The 16,876-nt window shown below is 42.9% G+C and carries 16 protein-coding genes; 8 read left to right on the forward strand and 8 right to left on the reverse strand.

Annotated features, from left to right (window positions below; translation table 11 throughout):
- Window positions 1–55 precede the first annotated feature (55 nt).
- Window positions 56–391, reverse strand: coding sequence for a DUF496 family protein (locus L1D15_RS02660; protein ID WP_286037073.1), 336 nt, complete (start codon window positions 389–391; stop codon window positions 56–58).
- A gap of 178 nt (window positions 392–569) precedes the next feature.
- Between L1D15_RS02660 and L1D15_RS02665 the strand changes: the two genes are divergently transcribed.
- The 6 genes from L1D15_RS02665 (at window position 570) to luxQ (ending at window position 6,791) form a co-directional block, all read left to right on the forward strand.
- Window positions 570–764: a hypothetical protein gene (locus tag L1D15_RS02665; RefSeq protein ID WP_239874582.1), complete on the forward strand. Its 195-nt coding sequence runs from the start codon at window positions 570–572 to the stop codon at window positions 762–764.
- Between the two features lie 29 nt (window positions 765–793).
- Window positions 794–1,450 carry a YceH family protein gene (locus tag L1D15_RS02670; RefSeq protein WP_239874583.1) on the forward strand — a complete coding sequence of 219 codons (657 nt, stop codon included), beginning with the start codon at window positions 794–796 and terminating at the stop codon, window positions 1,448–1,450.
- Window positions 1,450–1,767, forward strand: coding sequence for a GIY-YIG nuclease family protein (locus L1D15_RS02675; RefSeq protein WP_239874584.1), 318 nt, complete (start codon window positions 1,450–1,452; stop codon window positions 1,765–1,767). Before L1D15_RS02670 ends, L1D15_RS02675 begins: the two co-directional genes overlap by 1 nt.
- Before the next feature lie 66 nt (window positions 1,768–1,833).
- Complete coding sequence (locus L1D15_RS02680) at window positions 1,834–2,973, forward strand: conjugal transfer protein TraF (RefSeq protein WP_239874585.1); 1,140 nt, start codon at window positions 1,834–1,836, stop codon at window positions 2,971–2,973.
- A 150-nt stretch (window positions 2,974–3,123) separates the two neighbouring features.
- Window positions 3,124–4,221, forward strand: coding sequence for an autoinducer 2-binding periplasmic protein LuxP (locus tag L1D15_RS02685; protein ID WP_239874586.1), 1,098 nt, complete (start codon window positions 3,124–3,126; stop codon window positions 4,219–4,221).
- A complete protein-coding gene (luxQ, locus tag L1D15_RS02690) occupies window positions 4,221–6,791 on the forward strand; it encodes a quorum-sensing autoinducer 2 sensor kinase/phosphatase LuxQ (protein WP_239874587.1) in 2,571 nt (856 codons plus the stop codon). Before L1D15_RS02685 ends, luxQ begins: the two co-directional genes overlap by 1 nt.
- On the opposite strand, the gene L1D15_RS02695 is transcribed toward luxQ, so the two are convergent.
- The 6 genes from L1D15_RS02695 to yccS all read right to left on the reverse strand — a co-directional run bounded on the left by L1D15_RS02695 (window position 6,777) and on the right by yccS (window position 13,489).
- On the reverse strand, window positions 6,777–7,442 hold the full coding sequence (locus L1D15_RS02695; RefSeq protein WP_239836244.1) for a PilZ domain-containing protein: 666 nt from the start codon (window positions 7,440–7,442) through the stop codon (window positions 6,777–6,779). The genes luxQ and L1D15_RS02695 overlap by 15 nt on opposite strands.
- Before the next feature lie 106 nt (window positions 7,443–7,548).
- Window positions 7,549–9,081, reverse strand: coding sequence for a glycerol-3-phosphate dehydrogenase (gene glpD, locus L1D15_RS02700; RefSeq protein ID WP_239874588.1), 1,533 nt, complete (start codon window positions 9,079–9,081; stop codon window positions 7,549–7,551).
- A 210-nt stretch (window positions 9,082–9,291) separates the two neighbouring features.
- On the reverse strand, window positions 9,292–10,551 hold the full coding sequence (locus tag L1D15_RS02705; protein WP_239874589.1) for a hydroxymethylglutaryl-CoA reductase: 1,260 nt from the start codon (window positions 10,549–10,551) through the stop codon (window positions 9,292–9,294).
- Window positions 10,552–10,629: 78 nt separating this feature from the next.
- Window positions 10,630–10,908, reverse strand: a complete 279-nt coding sequence (locus L1D15_RS02710) for a hypothetical protein (protein WP_239874590.1) — start codon at window positions 10,906–10,908, stop codon at window positions 10,630–10,632.
- 55 nt (window positions 10,909–10,963) lie between these two features.
- A complete protein-coding gene (locus L1D15_RS02715) occupies window positions 10,964–11,125 on the reverse strand; it encodes a hypothetical protein (protein ID WP_239874591.1) in 162 nt (53 codons plus the stop codon).
- A gap of 183 nt (window positions 11,126–11,308) precedes the next feature.
- Window positions 11,309–13,489, reverse strand: coding sequence for a YccS family putative transporter (gene yccS, locus L1D15_RS02720; RefSeq protein WP_239874592.1), 2,181 nt, complete (start codon window positions 13,487–13,489; stop codon window positions 11,309–11,311).
- Between the two features lie 199 nt (window positions 13,490–13,688).
- Between yccS and helD the strand changes: the two genes are divergently transcribed.
- A complete protein-coding gene (gene helD / locus L1D15_RS02725; RefSeq protein ID WP_239874593.1) occupies window positions 13,689–15,755 on the forward strand; it encodes a DNA helicase IV in 2,067 nt (688 codons plus the stop codon).
- A 13-nt stretch (window positions 15,756–15,768) separates the two neighbouring features.
- Window positions 15,769–16,089 carry a divalent-cation tolerance protein CutA gene (gene cutA / locus L1D15_RS02730; protein ID WP_239874594.1) on the forward strand — a complete coding sequence of 107 codons (321 nt, stop codon included), beginning with the start codon at window positions 15,769–15,771 and terminating at the stop codon, window positions 16,087–16,089.
- On the opposite strand, the gene L1D15_RS02735 is transcribed toward cutA, so the two are convergent.
- Window positions 16,053–16,670, reverse strand: coding sequence for a DUF2238 domain-containing protein (locus L1D15_RS02735; RefSeq protein ID WP_239874595.1), 618 nt, complete (start codon window positions 16,668–16,670; stop codon window positions 16,053–16,055). The genes cutA and L1D15_RS02735 overlap by 37 nt on opposite strands.
- Between the last annotated feature and the right edge of the window lie 206 nt (window positions 16,671–16,876).

Here is a 16,876-nt window from a genome sequence, read left to right on the forward strand (position 1 = left end):
ATTAAAAAAGCTCGCATATTTTAATGCGAGCTTGACGTGTTACTAGAGTAAACCACTATTTCTTTTTGCCTTGAACGACTTGCTTATCTTCTTCTGTCAATTCACGAATACGACGGCTGATATCACGACGCTCTTTTGAGATTTCTGCGCTCTTAATGATATGGTCGTCTACACGATCTTCGTAATCCGCTTTCATATTTTTAATGATGCCTACGATTTCATCTGGAGTCATATCAGGTTTGATGTAGTCCATCAGGTTATCTAATAGGTCGACACGTTTGCGGTTATCACGAACCTTCTTTTCGTTGTCAAGCAGCTCGCGTTTTAGTTTATTCTTACGACGAGCCTGAGCTACAATTTCAAATACACCACTCATAGGTTCCTTTCCCATATTTACTTACCTTTAACTGTCAATGATTAAAACATAACATTCCTGCCGATAACAGTCTTAAGATCAATCATGACAAGGCGTTGACGGTTTTATCACCAATCTCATTATTAGGTGATTGAGCAGCAGCTATAGTTCAGGATATGATTTCATTCTCAATAGCAACGTATACCTCAATATTATGCGAACTTCTGACATTATCATCCCAAAATTTGAATCTAATGATGCTCCTCAACGCACAAGTAAAATTGTAGAAGCTTATCGAAAAGAGCGTACACGCCAAGAAGCGACAGAAGTTGAATTAAACCGTAGTAAAATCATGATGATCGATGAAGACGGTAATATGAGAAAAGTTCCCATTCTTTCTGAACACTGATTTGGGAAGATGCCAATAAGGAAATAAAAATGAGTATAGAACTAAACCCTATTGAAGCCCGTGTCATTGGCTGCTTGATTGAAAAAGAAGTGACCACACCCGATTATTACCCGCTGACTTTAAACAGCCTAACCAGCGCATGTAACCAGAAAAGCAATCGTGAGCCTGTAATGACTTTAAGTGACGTAGAAGTTCAACAAGCTGTTGATGGCTTGATTGCACGTCGATTAGTGAGCGATGAGAGTGCCTTCAACAGCCGAGCTAGCAAGTTCCAACACAGATTTTGCAACACGGAATTTGGTGACTTGAAGCTGACTGCACAAGAAAAAGGGATTGTTTGCTGCATGTTGTTACGAGGTGCACAAACGCCCGGTGAGTTACGCACTCGCACTAATCGACTGGCAGAGTTTTCCGATGTTAAAGAAGTTGAGGCCGTGCTCGAAGGTATGGCAGCTAGAGAAGAGGGCGCTTTAGTCGTTAAGCTACCACGTGAGGCAGGTAAGCGAGAGTCTCGTTATATGCACCTTTTTAGTGGTGAAGTGTATTTGGAAGCACTTTCTCCAGCGACAGAGGGAGTATCTCAGGCAGCAGACAACAGCCGAATGGAGTCTCTAGAGCAAGAGGTGACTGCACTGAAAGCTGAAGTGGCTGAACTACGACAAATGATTGAGGAATTAACGGCTTAATGTCGAACCCTAAGTCAAAAATGGTGTGTGCGGATTGGTATGTGTATCTGATCCGGACACGCTTAAATACGTTGTATTGCGGAATAACACTCGATGTAAAGCGGCGTTATACCCAGCATCAACAGGGTGTAGGTGCAAAAGCGTTAAAAGGAAAGGGGCCTTTAACCTTAGAATGGTCTGCTAAAGTAGGCCAAAGCCGCTCGGATGCTTCCAAGATAGAATACAGAATTAAGAAACTCACTAAACCTCAAAAAGAGCAGTTGATTTCCGGTCGCTCTAACTTAAACGACTATATCGATATGACGCTACCCGATTAATATCACATCATTTTCTGAAATTTGTATTAACCTTGACTATGGGACTTCATAAAGGTTGATATGGATATGAAACTATTAACAAAAAAGTCAGTAGCGGTGGTGTCAGGTTTAATTTCGTTAGCTGCTAATGCGGCAACGGTTGTTCCCGATGGTCGGGGAAATGGGATGGGCAATACAGGGGTAACTACAGCGGATTATGTCTTAGCCCCTTTTTATAATCCTGCTCTAGTCGCTGTCTATAGAGATTCCGATACTGTAGGAATTCTTTTTCCAGGTATCGGGGCTAGAATTCGAGATACTGATAAGACGCTTGAAACGGTTGATGACCTTCAAGATGCTATTAAACAGTTTGAAGCGAACCCTTCAACACCAGGTATTGAAGACACAATTAACAGCTATTTGGATCAGCTTTCAGATGATAAACCCCTTGGCGTTAATGGTGGAGTGGTTGCTTCTATTGCGTTACCTTTGAACTCACTCTCGACCAATCTGTTTTTACGTGGTTACGCAGATGTCATTGCTAACACGGATATCTCTAATGATTCTGACACTCAAACGAGATACGAAAACTCCAGAGTTGATACGATTGCTTTTGGCTACAGTGAGTTCGGTGTTGCTATAGCAAAACGTTTGACGATCGCTGGCCAAGACGTCTCTCTGGGGATATCGCCAAAGTTTCAAACTATGCGAACCTATAAACAGGTTCTGACCGTCGAAAACTTTGATCTGGATGATTATGATCAAAGTGAAACCAAGGATGATGCATTTAACCTCGATCTGGGCGCAGTGTGGTTTTATCAGCAATTCCGCGCTGGATTTGCCGTTAAGGACTTGTTTTCTCAAAAGATTGATACGTTAAACATTGGCGGTGTTAGTACCTACAAATTAGATACTCAGGTGACGGTTTCAGGGGCATACGCGTTAGATTACTTTGTTGCAACGGTTGATTGGGATCTCACTAAACAGGAGCGTTTTACTGATCGTAATGATGACACTCAATTTTTGCGTTTTGGTATTGAAGGAAATGCGATGGGTTGGGCGCAGCTCAGAGTGGGTTATGAAGTGGATTTGGAAGACACATTAGATAATTCTATTACCGCTGGTATTGGCATAAGTCCGGGCGATATAGTCAGCCTAGATCTAGCGGGAAGCTATGCCGGAGATAACCAATATGGCCTTTCAGGCAATTTATCTTTTACGTTCTAAGTGCATTTGTGCATAATGCTATAACTTATGTAAGTTAATGTTTTTAATGGATTAATCTGTAGTTATACAGCCTGTTTATGGCTGTATACTACGAATTGTCTGAGAAAACAAAAATGGAAGTCTGTTAGGCATCCAGTAAGAGGATAAAAGATGTTAAAAACAACGTTCTTGTCACTAGCCGTCATTGCGTCAGCGGCAAGCCATGCGCATACAACTCAAGTCCTCAATGGTTATTGGCAGTATGATGAATACCTCGAGTCTAACCCAGTACAAAAGCAGTTAACGGATGCGCTTTCAGAAACGGTGAGAAACTATCCGATTCCCATTTCTTTAAAACAGGATAAACCCGTATCGATTGCGGTTGTGTATCCTGGGCAGCAAATTTCAGATTATTGGGTAAGAAATATTAGGGCTTTCGAAACCCGCCTTGAAAAGCTGGGGATCAGCTATAAGATTAATCAGGTTTTCACACGTCCTAACCTAGATGTCAGACAACAAAGTTTATCTTTATTAGAAGCGGTACAGAATAAAGCGGACTACCTGATTTTTACTCTTGATACCACCCGACACCGCAAGTTTATCGAGCATGTGCTTAGCTCGACAAACACTAAGCTTATTCTACAAAACATTACAACTCCGGTAAGAGCTTGGGATGATCAACAACCCTTCATGTACGTTGGATTCGATCATATCAAAGGTGCTCGAATCATTGAGAAGTACTACAAAGAGACGGTCCCTAAGCAAAGCCGTTACTCAGTACTCTATTTCTCCGAAGGCTATGTGAGTGATGCGCGCGGTGATACGTTTATCGAAGAAATGAGTCACCACGACTCTTATCAACTTTCTTCATCCTATTATACAACAGCTACTCGAGAGTCCGGTTTTAAGGCCGCGGTTAAAGCGATTGAGAAAGATCCGAACCTTTCATTTATCTATGCGTGTTCAACCGATGTTGCTTTAGGTGCAGCGGATGCTCTTAAGTCAATGAAAAGAGAAGATATTCTCATCAATGGTTGGGGAGGGGGAAGTGCAGAATTGGAAGCGATTGCTAACGGGCAGTTAGATGTCACTGCGATGCGTATGAATGATGATACGGGGATCGCAATGGCTGAAGCAATCAAGTGGGATCTAGAAGGGAAAGCTGTACCTCATGTTTATTCTGGTGATTTTGAGGTTGTGGCTAAGACAGACAGCCCGGCTAAAGTTGAGAAACTTAAGCAAAGAGCATTTAGGTACTCGGATCAATAATGGACTTACTAGCGCGGCGAGGCAGGAAAAGTCGTCTCGCCACATTACTTACTCGTTCTATATTCCTCACCATAGGCGTGTTGTCTTTGGTGATGGTACTTCAGAACTATCAAGTAAACCGCCAAGTCGTTTCCCAAGAGGTTGCACGCTCTAAACTACAAACTCAGAGTTTAGTACAGCAAATTTTCAACTTTAGACTGAAAGCTTTAGAAATCCAGCAGGACAGCTACAGTCGAAATGAATCCCTTATCGATGCATTTGTCACATCAAATGTTGCCGGTTTAGACCGTTTCTTTAATGGAATTGATCAAGCTGCGCCTGAACTTGCTCCTGATTTTAGATTCATTACCGCAGAAACTGAGGTGGTATGGGATGATTCTAACTATCAATTTTATGGGATTTCTCCTGAACAACTCGCGCACCTGAATGATGAAATGACGACGGGTGGTAGTTGGCATTTGTCACAAACACCATCGCTACTTGGCACTCGTTACCTAATGATTCGAAGAGTCCCGATTATTTATATGATTTCCGGTGAAGTTCTTGGGTACCTACACGTTGGTGTTGTGCTTAATAATAACTTCGCACTGATCAATGCATTAGTCAGGGGGAGTAATGCTGATGAAGTGCTGTTGTCTGTCGGTTCAGAAGTTATTGCATCAAGCACTAAGGACAAAGGGTTTAGGCATATTGAGTGGCTGGAAGAAGCTGCTCTGGACTATACCGCCAGTCAGTATATGGTTTCTAAAACGGACTTAACCATCAGCGATGTTGCAACATTTTTATCGATTTATACTATACAGAACAATCAGCCGATTATTACGCTGGTGCGCAGTCACTATATGTGGGTAGCGATAACCGCATTGCTATTAGTTGTGATTGCGGTATACAGCCGTCAGTGGTTGGGTAAACGGGTATCCAAAGAGCTTGCTAAGCTGATGCGCTATACAGAAAGTACTGTTGAAGCTAAGGATGCCAGTAAATTTCCAGGCTCTACGATTGAAGAGTTTGATCAAATTGGCCATTCCTTTGAGTTGTCTTTTCTACGATTAAGTGAGCAGGAAAAGCAATTTGCTGACTTATTTAACTTTTCTCTTTCTCCAATCACACTCTGGAATGTAGAAGGTAAGTTGTTGAGAAGCAATCCCGCTGCAGAACGAAGCTTTAGAAAAAACACAGGCTTAGAATATGATGATGACCTGCTCTTAGTTGAAAAGCTCGGACCACATATTCGTATGTGTGCTAAAGGGGCAACGTTAACCGGAATTAACATTGCCATTAGAGATAAGACGTATAGATGGAATTTATCTCCTATTTTCATCGATAAAGGCATAAGCAACATTATGGCTCAAGGTCAGGATGTGACGAGTTTTGTTGAGGCTGAGCTTCAAAGCCAGGCAGCTCGAAAAGAAGCGGAAGAATCGGCGCGAGTACGAGCAGACTTTTTGGCAAAAATGAGTCATGAACTCAGAACACCACTCAATGGCATTTTGGGGGTATCCCAACTGCTAAAAAGTAAATTGTCAGATACGGAAGACATCGAACATCTGGATGTGCTCTGTAACAGTGGAGAGCACCTCCTTGCTGTACTTAACGATATTCTTGACTTCTCAAAAATCGAGCAGGGTAAATTCCATATTCAGGCAGCTGACTTCCGCTTAATTGAGTTGATTAGTGCAGTTGAGAAAATTTACACGCCACTATGTGATGAGAAAGGAATTGGTTTTGAAGTCAAGACCAATGTAAGCCATGCCACCTTTGCCCATAGCGATCAAGTGCGGCTTAACCAAATTCTGTTTAACCTTGTGAGTAATGCGATTAAGTTTACTCACGAAGGTAAAGTGACTGTATCGTTAATGTGTGGCAATGATGGACAAAACTCTTGTTTAAATATTAGCGTTAGTGATACAGGTATAGGCATTGACCGTGAACGTATTTCGCATATTTTTGAACCGTTTGTTCAAGCGGAGGCAACCACCACTCGTGAATATGGTGGTAGTGGCTTGGGGTTAGCCATTGTTCACAGTTTAGTTGAAATGCTCAATGGTCATATCGAGATTGAAAGTTCAATAGGGCAAGGTACTACATTTAGTTTGTCAGTACCCATAGAGTTGACGGAGTCCGTAGAACAGGTAGAAGCCAATACACTCTTAGCTGACCCAGAGACTTTGTTTGATCGTCCGCTCAACGTTTTACTTGTCGAAGATAATCACACGAATGCATTTATCGCTAAAGCCTTTTGTGAAAAGTACGGTATGGAAGTGATCTGGGTGCAAGATGGACATAATGCGATAGACCAACTCCAAAAGTCAGCTAAATTTGACCTAATTCTCATGGATAACCAATTGCCTAACTTAGGCGGTATTGAAACCACCAAAATAATCCGTGAAGATTTGAAGCTCGATATCCCAATATTTGCTTGTACTGCAGACGGTATGCAAGACACCAAGCGAGCATTTCTAAGCGTTGGTGCAGATTACGTTATTGTGAAACCAATCAAAGAGTTGGCACTGAATCAGGCGTTTATACATTTTAAAGAGCAGTACCTTACCAAGCTAGAAGAGTGTTGAAAGTGCTGATTGTTCTAGTAGTGCTTGCTTTAATTCGTCGGAGAGTACGATTTCCTCATTGAACTTGATACCAAACCGATGCCCTTTGTTTTCTTTTTGAATCCCGACAATTGAGTATTTAATCTCGTCCGGTAGCCATTCACTGAGTGGGGTGTCGAGTTCGATGATGCTTGCTTTCGACAATTCACTCTCACCAGGTATAAAAAACGCACAGCCAGATACAGAGAAGTCAACCATGACCGCGTTATAGCTGACGGTATTAGATTTCACTTCAATAGGAACATTCAATGCGTAACGTTCATGCTCACGAATAGCTTTGGAGGCAAAGTGCTGTGGTATGCGAAGGAATATTAGCGCACCTGGAGAACTGACTTGAGATATGATCGAAGTTTTAAACGCAACGATGTGGCCGAGTTTGGTGTTGGTTATCCCACGAATAATGATGGCGGCATTGGTTAGCTTGCGCATAACCAGAGACTCTCTGGCTTTCTGTGGTAAATCGATGATCAAAAATTGATTGGTCTTACAGCCAATGTAACTAGTACTGAAAGGCTGAAGGTCTTCAGGGCCAAATTCGATGGTTGCAGATAAGCGCATTCCAGGAGCGAGAAGTTTTATAAGTTCAGAAGCAGTGTCATTCACAGAGTGCATGGGCAATACCAAATCATATTATAATATTAGCGTGTTTTTTAAATATACTCCCTTCTAAATCAAGTGTAAGTTTCGAGATTAAAAATGGGGGCTAAGCCCCCATTTCTCATGCACATTGTGCGTGAATGCTATATTCCGTTTTTTCAAGGTAGCGTTCAATGGCGCGATAGCATTCGGGGTTACACAATAAATGCAACTTACTACGTCGTTTAAGAACATCTTCTGCGTTAGTGCCGAGTTCTTGCTTCACTAGATAATCTATTTCCTTTTGATAAATGCCTTCAGAAAACTTGATACCAAGATCTTGTTCAGTTATGACATCATTAAGCAGTTGTTCGACACGACTACCGTATGCACGTAGCCAACGCAGGCGAGTGTCACTATCAACAAACGGAACCTGCTTGGATAAACGAGCTTCCATTTCGTCCCATATGAAGTTCTCACCGCCTGGCAGTGGAGCCTCTTTCGTCCAAGATTCCTTTAAATTGAAGTATGGAGAAAGGTGCTGCATAGCAGATTCGGAAAGCTTTCTGTAAGTTGTTAGTTTCCCGCCAAAAATGGAGAGTAAGGGCGCTTCACCTTCTTGGTGATCTAATGACAGTGTGTAATCGCGGGTGATGGCTTGCGGTGAGTCGGACTCATCATCACACAGCGGTCTAACACCACTGAAATCAGCAACCACATCGTCCAGTGAAATCTGCTTACGGAAGTGCTGGTTTGTGACATCAATGAGGTACTGCTTTTCTTCTTGGCTAATCGAAACTTGTCGAGGATCCCCTTTGTACTCGACATCGGTTGTACCGATCATCGAGAATTTACCAAGATAAGGAATCACAAACACGATGCGGTTGTCTTCGTTTTGCATGATATATGCTTGCTCTTCATCATGTATTTTAGGCACGATGATATGAGAGCCTTTAATTAATCGAATGCCGTATGGAGAAGGTAGTTTAGTGTTTTCGGTTAAGAACTCTTTAACCCACGGCCCCGTTGCATTGACTAACGCTTTAGCTTTTCTGAAAAACGTTTTGCACGTGCGCTGATCATAAAGCTCAACGTGCCAGATACCATTGACACGTTGTGCTTTTGTTACCTGACAATAGTTGCTGACCTCTGCCCCAAGTTCTTGAGCTTGGATTACATTAAGAATCACTAAGCGCGCATCATCAACCCAACAATCAGAATATTCAAAGCCAACATTTAACTCGGGTAAGGTCACATTCTGGTTGTCCAGTTTGATTTTTTTACTACTAGGTAGAGAAGTCCTCTTACCTAAATGATCGTAAAGGAACAAGCCTGCACGGATCATCCATGCAGGTCTTAGGAAAGGGCGGTGAGGCAGTCTAAAACGCATCGGAAAAGCGATGTGCGGCGCTTTGGCGAGCAATACTTCTCGCTCTGCGAGTGCTTCACCCACCAAACGAAATTCATAATGTTCAAGATACCTTAATCCACCATGTATCAACTTTGAGCTAGCTGATGAAGTGGCTCCGGCAAAATCCTGTGCTTCATAGAGGCCGACTTTCAAGCCTCGGCCAGCAGCGTCTACTGCGATACCAGCACCATTGATGCCACCTCCGACGACTATTAAGTCTAGCAATTCTTGTTCTTTTTGTTCTTTTAAGTAACTAACGGTCATCTTTTTGTTCCTTAATGTTCGAACGAGCATTTAATTTCTGCAATATAACCATATTGTAGTTGGTTATGTTAGTCTTTACGCAAATAAATATGATCTGGATCATTCAAAGGAGCGAATTTCGAAAGTAAAACGAATGTTTTTTGGTGAAAAGAAAATGTAGGAACAAAAAAGCCCTCGACAAAGCGAGGGCTACGTAAAAAGAGGTTAAAGTTATCGTGCGAGTTTTTGATGTGCTCTCGAAAAATGACCAGCACAGAATGCTCCGACAATTGAAAGTTCACCAGCAAGACAAAGTGCAGCGGCGACTTCAGCCAGTGCTTTTGCTTTACCAGTGCCATGTAACCCGAGAAGTTCTAAACAGGCCTTTTGGCTAGGGAGGCTGGTACCTCCGCCAATCGTACCCACCATAATGTTGGGTAAAGTCACACACGCATAGAGATCTCCTTGTTTATTGAGCTCCATACGTGTGATGCCTATTGCTGATTCAGAAACGCATGCTGCATCCTGGCCGCAGGCGATGTATAAAGCGGCAAGAGCATTCGCGTAATGCGCATTCACGCCGATTGACCCGCTCAAAGCTGCGCCGGTAGACGTCATCTGACCAAATTTAACCATTTTTTCGGGTGTGGTATGAAGAAACTTTTCAACCAACCCTTTGGTGATCTGGATTTCAGCCGTGACCTTTTTTCCTCGAACATGCCGTAAAGTGTGTGTGTTGGGCTTCTTATCTCCTGACAGGTTACCATCAAGAAAAGATTCCTGAGGCGCTATGGGGGAGTGCTCCAATATGTAGTTGTACACTTCGTTGGTTGCGATAGTGACCATATTCTGTCCGGATGCATCGCCAGTGTGGAATTCAAAAATCAGATAAACGTGATTGCCTTCGATATTGACGTTGATATCGTGTAGTTTGCCATGCGATGTGGTTGATTCTGCCACTTGCTTAAAGTGGTCGTATTGAGTCACTACCCAAGCGACAAACTGGCCAGCATCGGCAAGATGTTGAAATTCGAACACAGGCGTTCTGGTCACGCCTTCGTTGAGTAACATCGCACTCGCACCACCGGCTGCTGTAATCAATTGAGCACCGCGGTTATATGAAGCGACAAGAGCAGCTTCGGTTGTAGCGAGCGGTATATGATAATCTTGGTTGGCATAAAGGCCGTTGACACGTAAGGGACCAGCGACTCCCACAGGGAGTTTTACTGTTCCAATGAAATGCTCAATGTTCTTGTTGTAAACGTCAGCATGTTGAGCCGTTACCGGATCGAGTAATACTTCCTTCGCTGTTAACGTGCTGAGTTTCTCCCAACGTTTCGCTATATTTCTCTCTGAGATATACGGGCTTGGTGTTAAACGCATGGCTGGGCGTTCGAAATGCGGGCTAAGTTGTTGCTCGAGTTGATCGGATTGTGGCCCTTGTTTGAAAACAGGATTATTGTCACGGCGAGACAAGTTGAGTTTGGGCATGGCGAAAACAAAATATAAAATTATCAGTGGATTCTAACGTCTCTGAGCGGGAAGACAATAACTGTTTGCTTTTTATACCTACACATGAATATCGAGTAGTGTACCTATCATCTCCTGATCTCTTTGCAGCATATTCGTGCCTATGCGGCTGTACTGTTCTGCTTGGGTCAGTTTCAGTATTGGCTCGATTTGGGAAGGCTCTGGTTGTTTAAATTCGACTTTATTGAATTCGTAAGATTCGTCTTTTTGGATAGGGCTGGTAAGCGGAACTTGGTTGATTTCGTGCGCAGCCTCCTCAGCCATTTTCGATGACTGCTCAATCAGTTGATAACTGGGCTGGACTAATGAGACGGACATAAACACCCCCTACATATTTAAGCTTAAGGTGCATTTGCGTTTTCAGCAAGTTGTGCTAAGAAAACAGACTTGCGATCAGTTTTTGCTCTTCATCTGTAACCAGAACACGGCTGGACTCTTCCAACGTTTGTGTAATTTCACCTCTCAATGCACGTAGTTGATGAGGGGTTAGTGTTTTTATCTGTTCTTTGAACAGTTCAAATTGTTTTGTATTCATATTATGTTGCGTTCGAATCAATCTAGATGGTCGGTCCGAAAAACAAGAGCTGCTTCTTTCCATCTTCTTACTCCCGTAAGAATTATCTGAATACAGTTTATGAAAAAGAGGTTAAATTATGTCCGAATAATGTCAGGGAGTGTTAGAGAAACGTGAGGGTGTACCCATTGCGGCCCCTTATGATTACTGGCTTTTATCGATAGTGTCCAACTGATTGACACGGACAGCAAACTTACTTGCTAAGGAGTGTAATTCGGGAAGCATTCGATAGATTAAATATAACTGCTGCAATACCATTTTGGCTGAGTTGTCATCCTCTTCACGCCATTCTGCCAACCTCGCTTCAAGTGCAGGATCATCGATATCACTGGTATCACAGCTATTGCAGTGATCGTTCAATTGAGTGAATAACACCTCTAGATGCTGATGAATGACACGGTGTGCATCCAGCACCAGCTTGTGTGTCTCCTCGTCACTGATTCTTGTTCTGTGCGCTCCTAACGCGGAAATATAACTCAGCAGAGCATGACTTAATGTAAGAAAACGGAAGCTTTCATCAACAGCAGAGCGATAACGTCCAGGCTCTGCCAGCATTGAACTGATAGCGTTAGTCAGGTTTGCATCATGATTGTGGGCACTGCGTCTAGCGATTCGATAGGTTAGGTTATCCTTTTTACCAATCCGATATTGACCAATGATCTGCGCAAGATAGTGGCGGTTAGCCTGAATAGTGTCCGCCATAACTTTATGTAAGCGTTTAGATTGCCAGTCAGGCAGAATAAAGGCGACAGCGAGCACCGCCAATGCGCAGCCAATGATCGTATCGGCTAAGCGAGGGAGGACAACCGCATACCCCTCACCAAGTTGATGGAAGCAGAACAAGACTAATACGGTAATAAACCCTGTAGCATAACCATAGTTTGCTAGCCTGAATGCAAAGAAGGCAACACCAGAGATAACAATGAATACCAGCTGGCTTTCCTGTGAAGGGAAAAAAGTCAGCAGCGGGACCCCTATCAGTAAGCCTGCAAGGGTGCCGAGTACTCTGGCGACAAGCTTTTGCCGTGTGGCGCTGTAGTTAGGCTGACAAACGAATAGTGTCGTCAGTAATATCCAGTAGCCCCGTTCAATATCAAAAGCTTGAATAATGCCGTAACCCAGGGTTAGGGCAATAGACATTCTCACTGCATGGCGAAATAACATTGAATCTTTGTTGAAGTGGGAAGTGATACGCATCCACATAGCACTGAGAGTATGTGCCTCAGTATCATCGAGTACATCTTCTTCAAGTGCTTCAGCATCTGGATTACTGATGTTACTCAGCTGCTTTTCTACTGTCGCAAGGTTATTGAATAGATAATTAAGTTGATTAAGAAGAGATTTCCATTTGGGGTTGTTTTGCTCTTGTAAATGACTCAATGAACTCATCAGTTCATCCAGTGCGACGACGGACTCTCCACTGTGTTGGTATTCCTTGCCTAATCGAATAGCTTGAGCTATCTCTCGACATGCTTTGGCTTGTGTTTCTAACAAGTATTTAAAGCGGAATAAAACATCTGAACGTTCAAAGTGTTCGGCAAGCTCTTGATAACGATAATGACTGGAGCTGACTCGTTCATGAATATCTTGAGCGAGGAAATAGATGTTGAGGAAACGGTCGCTAGCCCCATCAACATGTCCGCGATTAGAACGACTCAATAATGTCGCTTTACATAGGTTTAAGGCGGTTACGGTTGCGGCATTGAGTGTGGCTTCTTTTAGACGATAAGGCTGAGGATCCAAGTTGGTCACTGGGTGAAATAACTGACTGCGAGAGTCTAAGTAATTGGCTAACTGTAAAAATACAGCCGCTAAACTTTGTTGGACAGGCTGCATTGGCCAAAGTGAGGACCAGAGTATCGACATGAAAAAATACCAAGATGCCCCAGCGAGTAACATCAAAGGCTGAAGCCAAACACTTGTACTTTCATGAGCTCCAAGCATGGTGTAGACAGCGATGAGCAAAGAGCCAAATGCGATACTGGCATATCGGGGGCCGATAGCGCCCAGCATAATAAAACCAAAGCTGGATACAAACAGGCCAACCGCAAACAGAGTCGGTATATCAAATAGCAGCTCAATCGAGAACGACGCTATAGCGAAACATGCCAATGTTAAGGTGATAGAGATGAGTCGGCCGGTAAATTTATCATCACTTTCTGCAAGTGCTGCCGCAATTACGCCTAGAATGAGAGGAATAATGTAAGCGTCCATCGGGTAATACCAACTTGGGATGACAACACCCAATAAGGTCACCAAAATAAGCAGGCTGTAGTTTATGGTTTTATTAACCCAGTAAAGGCGGAGTTGACTGATAAATTGCACGTTATCGATTCTTTGTGTGGCTTTGTATTGACTATTGTAACTAATAGTCAATGGTAAACTTCTGATGCAGGTAAAGAAAAGGGTCTGTTTGATTACCTTTTCTACATCGTGAGCATAACAATAGATATTGACAGGATCTTTTCATTCTTCAATCCGGTTGAGTTATGATGTCGGCAATTGAATTTAAGGACAAGCAAGAATGCAGCTAATTGCCAACAAGACTGCACAATATTTAATTCAAAATGAATATCATCAGGTTTCCCTCGAGCCTGATTTCCTCGTACTCAGTTCCAAAGCTTGCGAAGAGAGAATTCCGTTTAATGTTTGGAATGGTAAAGTGAAGCTTAAGCGAGGATTATTTTGGGGGGGCTTACAGTTTTTCGCTCATTCTGAAGGTGGGGTTCAGCGTTCTTGGCTAATCCAAGGGCTTCCCTGGGAACGCTGTCGAGATTTCGCTAGATTCGCTGTCGCGGCGTATCAAAAGTGGCACCAGCATCAATGTGTTCAGCTCAATAAATTCTTACCCGAGTGGGAAATGGAGATTCGAGGTTTTGAACGTCAGCCCGCATTTCTGACACATTCAACCGTGAATAGTTGGCTTGATAAGCTGAATCAAGACTTCTCTTCTATGGAAATGACCCTAGAAGATGCCGTTCTCAGGATGCCAGAAAGGATGTCCAGTATTATTCCGTGGATAGAGCAAACCGATGAGGTAATGGCCGAACGTAATCAAAACTGGATGGTGACTGAGTTAGACAATTGGAAAGTACTGTTTTCACAGATAGAGTCTTCTCCACTGAATCTTTCCCAGCAACAAGCGGTTTTGCTTAATGACGACAACAACCTTGTTCTTGCAGGTGCGGGCTCAGGTAAAACCAGTGTTTTAACTGCACGGGTTGCTTACCTACTACAAAGCCACCTTGCGCAGGCTGAAGACATACTGATGTTGGCGTTTGGCCGCGATGCCGCTGAGGAGATGAAACAGCGTCTTGAGACCAAGATAGGGCTCAGTGCTGAAAACGTCACGGTAAATACGTTCCACCAACTGGGCTTAAAAATTCTAAATCAAGTAGAGAATGAAGCTGTCATCATTTCTCCTATTGCTTTAGACGACAATCTTAAAAATGCTTGGTGCATCGACTGGCTCAAGAAACATTGGATGACACCAACGGCATTTAAACGCTGGCAAAAGCATCTTCAAAAATGGCCTATTGCTTATTTAGCAGGTGATGATGAGCTTGGCAGTCATGTAGAGAACCCGAAACTGATTGCTTGGTTAAATAAGCAGCTGAATCAGTTGTCATCAATGGGATGCACTAAGAAAGAGATACAACAGAAATTAGTGGATCACAACGATTACACCAGATTGAACAGCGAACTCTCGCTTGTCTGGCCTTGTTATCAGGCGTGGTTGGAGATGTTGAAGGCCGAAGGACATATCGACTTTAATATCATGATCACCAAAGCGACCCAATATGTTACGAAAGGTAAGTTCAAAGCACCTTGGAAGTACATCATGATTGATGAGTATCAGGACATATCACCACAACGCTTGGCCTTGGTAGAAGCATTATGTCAGCACGTGAACGATCAACACTGTGTGTTGTTTGCCGTTGGCGATGATTGGCAGTCGATTTATGAATTTGCTGGGGCCGATGTTGACCTGACGACGGGTTTTTCTGAGCGCTTCCCACACTCAACCGTTCATTATCTTGATACGACCTATCGGTTTAATAATCAGATAGGGCAAGTTGCGAATCAATTTATACAGCAAAACCCTGCTCAGTTGGAAAAAGAGCTGAAAAGTCACAAAGAGCAGAAATCAAAAGCGGTGACACTAGCGCCAAGTAACTCTGTTGAAAAAATCTTAGATGAGCTTAATCGGAAAGCGAAAAGTACTCAGACCGTACTGATGCTTGGCAGAAATCATTATCATAAACCTGAACTTCTTTCTGAGTGGCAAAAACAATTCGCCTTGCTGTCTATTGAGTTTATGACTTGCCATGCTAGTAAAGGTAAAGAGGCAGACTTTGTTATTGTTCTCTCTGTAGATGAAGGGCAGTTTCCAGCTCGTGTTAAAGCCTTGCACATTGACGGTGCTTTAACCCAAACTGGTGAGACCTTCCCCTATGCCGAGGAGAGGCGTCTGTTTTATGTAGCTTTGACGCGTGCCAAGAAAAAAGTATGGGTGACTTACACTGGATCTGGCTCAAGCTTTGTCAAAGAGCTGGTGGAGAATGACTATCCAGTCATTGTTAAGAAATAAGGATATACGAATTATGAGTGGGCAATTCTGTATTACTCTGACTACATCAAATAGTGACAGCATTACTCAGCAAATTATTGAGTCTGCGCTTAAGAAAGGCTTAGCAGCCTGCATTCAGACAATGCCGATTCGAAGTCATTATATTTGGGAAGGAAAAATCTGCAACGATAAAGAAACGCTACTTATCATGAAAACCAAGAAAGCGTGCTATGCGGAACTTGAACAAGTAATTATTTCTAATCACAATTATGAGGTACCTCAGGTTGTTCAAGTCCCGTTTACAGAAGGGTTTAACCCTTACCTAACTTGGGTAGAAGAGAGCACCCGCTGTTGAGACGCAAGCAAGGTTAATGAAAGTAATGCACCAAGCGTATCCATTAACATATCTTTTTGTGCATCCCATATGTCGCCTTGAGAGCCTAAAAAAGCAATGCCCTCATCCCCGCCTGCGAGGGCAGCATACCACCATTCGATAATTTCATACCCTGCAGCAAGAGACATTATTGCGAAAAGAGCGAAAGCCATGGCTAGCTTTATGCTCATCAGCTGTTTTTTGATTAGGTATTCAGCAATTGGGTAGGCGTATAAGCCGATAGAGAAGTGTGCGACACGATCGAAATGGTTTCTTTCGGAACCGATTAAGTTGTTAAACCAGTCGAATGGTACTTCAGCAAAGGTGTACTTCGCCCCAATGGTATGCAGGGTTAGCCAGATAAACATTAGACAATAGGCAGTGTTGGAAAACTGAAAGCGTCTAGAGACCCACCAAATAACGGCAAGGATTCCTAATGCAGGAATGATCTCTGCTATCCATACTGGGTACGAAGAAGGGGATATAGCAGAAAATAAGAAAACTAAAGCGTAGGCTGCTGTTAACCAATGTAATATTGAAAATGAAGCTTTATTTGGATTCATTAGACTTTTCCTAATTCAGTTCGTAACGTAATCATGCCACTCAATAAAACATTGTTCAATTGTGGGTTGAGATGTTTCCGGTAATAAGTGTTTAACGATTTATGTTGAAAGACATAAATATCGCACAGTTAGAGCTCAAACAAACGTTTTCATTTCATCAAAGTTTGATTTACCTATATGTCACACTTAAAATCGCAAACTCACTT

Origin of the sequence: Vibrio sp. Isolate25, from assembly GCF_022398025.1 — a bacterium.
In the GTDB taxonomy this organism is placed as follows: Bacteria; Pseudomonadota; Gammaproteobacteria; order Enterobacterales; family Vibrionaceae; genus Vibrio; species Vibrio coralliilyticus_A.

Excerpts from the sequence above, each read along its gene's own strand:
- L1D15_RS02705 (WP_239874589.1), bottom strand. The coding sequence starts at position 10,551 with ATGCCCAAACTCAACTTGTCTCGCCGTGACAATAATCCTGTTTTCAAA.
- helD (WP_239874593.1), top strand. The coding sequence starts at position 13,689 with ATGCAGCTAATTGCCAACAAGACTGCACAATATTTAATTCAAAATGAA.
- L1D15_RS02695 (WP_239836244.1), bottom strand. The coding sequence starts at position 7,442 with ATGCACTCTGTGAATGACACTGCTTCTGAACTTATAAAACTTCTCGCT.
- L1D15_RS02680 (WP_239874585.1), top strand. The coding sequence starts at position 1,834 with ATGAAACTATTAACAAAAAAGTCAGTAGCGGTGGTGTCAGGTTTAATT.
- cutA (WP_239874594.1), top strand. The coding sequence starts at position 15,769 with ATGAGTGGGCAATTCTGTATTACTCTGACTACATCAAATAGTGACAGC.
- L1D15_RS02715 (WP_239874591.1), bottom strand. The coding sequence starts at position 11,125 with ATGAATACAAAACAATTTGAACTGTTCAAAGAACAGATAAAAACACTA.
- L1D15_RS02665 (WP_239874582.1), top strand. The coding sequence starts at position 570 with ATGCGAACTTCTGACATTATCATCCCAAAATTTGAATCTAATGATGCT.
- glpD (WP_239874588.1), bottom strand. The coding sequence starts at position 9,081 with ATGACCGTTAGTTACTTAAAAGAACAAAAAGAACAAGAATTGCTAGAC.
- L1D15_RS02670 (WP_239874583.1), top strand. The coding sequence starts at position 794 with ATGAGTATAGAACTAAACCCTATTGAAGCCCGTGTCATTGGCTGCTTG.
- luxQ (WP_239874587.1), top strand. The coding sequence starts at position 4,221 with ATGGACTTACTAGCGCGGCGAGGCAGGAAAAGTCGTCTCGCCACATTA.
- L1D15_RS02735 (WP_239874595.1), bottom strand. The coding sequence starts at position 16,670 with ATGAATCCAAATAAAGCTTCATTTTCAATATTACATTGGTTAACAGCA.
- L1D15_RS02660 (WP_286037073.1), bottom strand. The coding sequence starts at position 391 with ATGGGAAAGGAACCTATGAGTGGTGTATTTGAAATTGTAGCTCAGGCT.
- L1D15_RS02710 (WP_239874590.1), bottom strand. The coding sequence starts at position 10,908 with ATGTCCGTCTCATTAGTCCAGCCCAGTTATCAACTGATTGAGCAGTCA.
- L1D15_RS02675 (WP_239874584.1), top strand. The coding sequence starts at position 1,450 with ATGTCGAACCCTAAGTCAAAAATGGTGTGTGCGGATTGGTATGTGTAT.
- L1D15_RS02685 (WP_239874586.1), top strand. The coding sequence starts at position 3,124 with ATGTTAAAAACAACGTTCTTGTCACTAGCCGTCATTGCGTCAGCGGCA.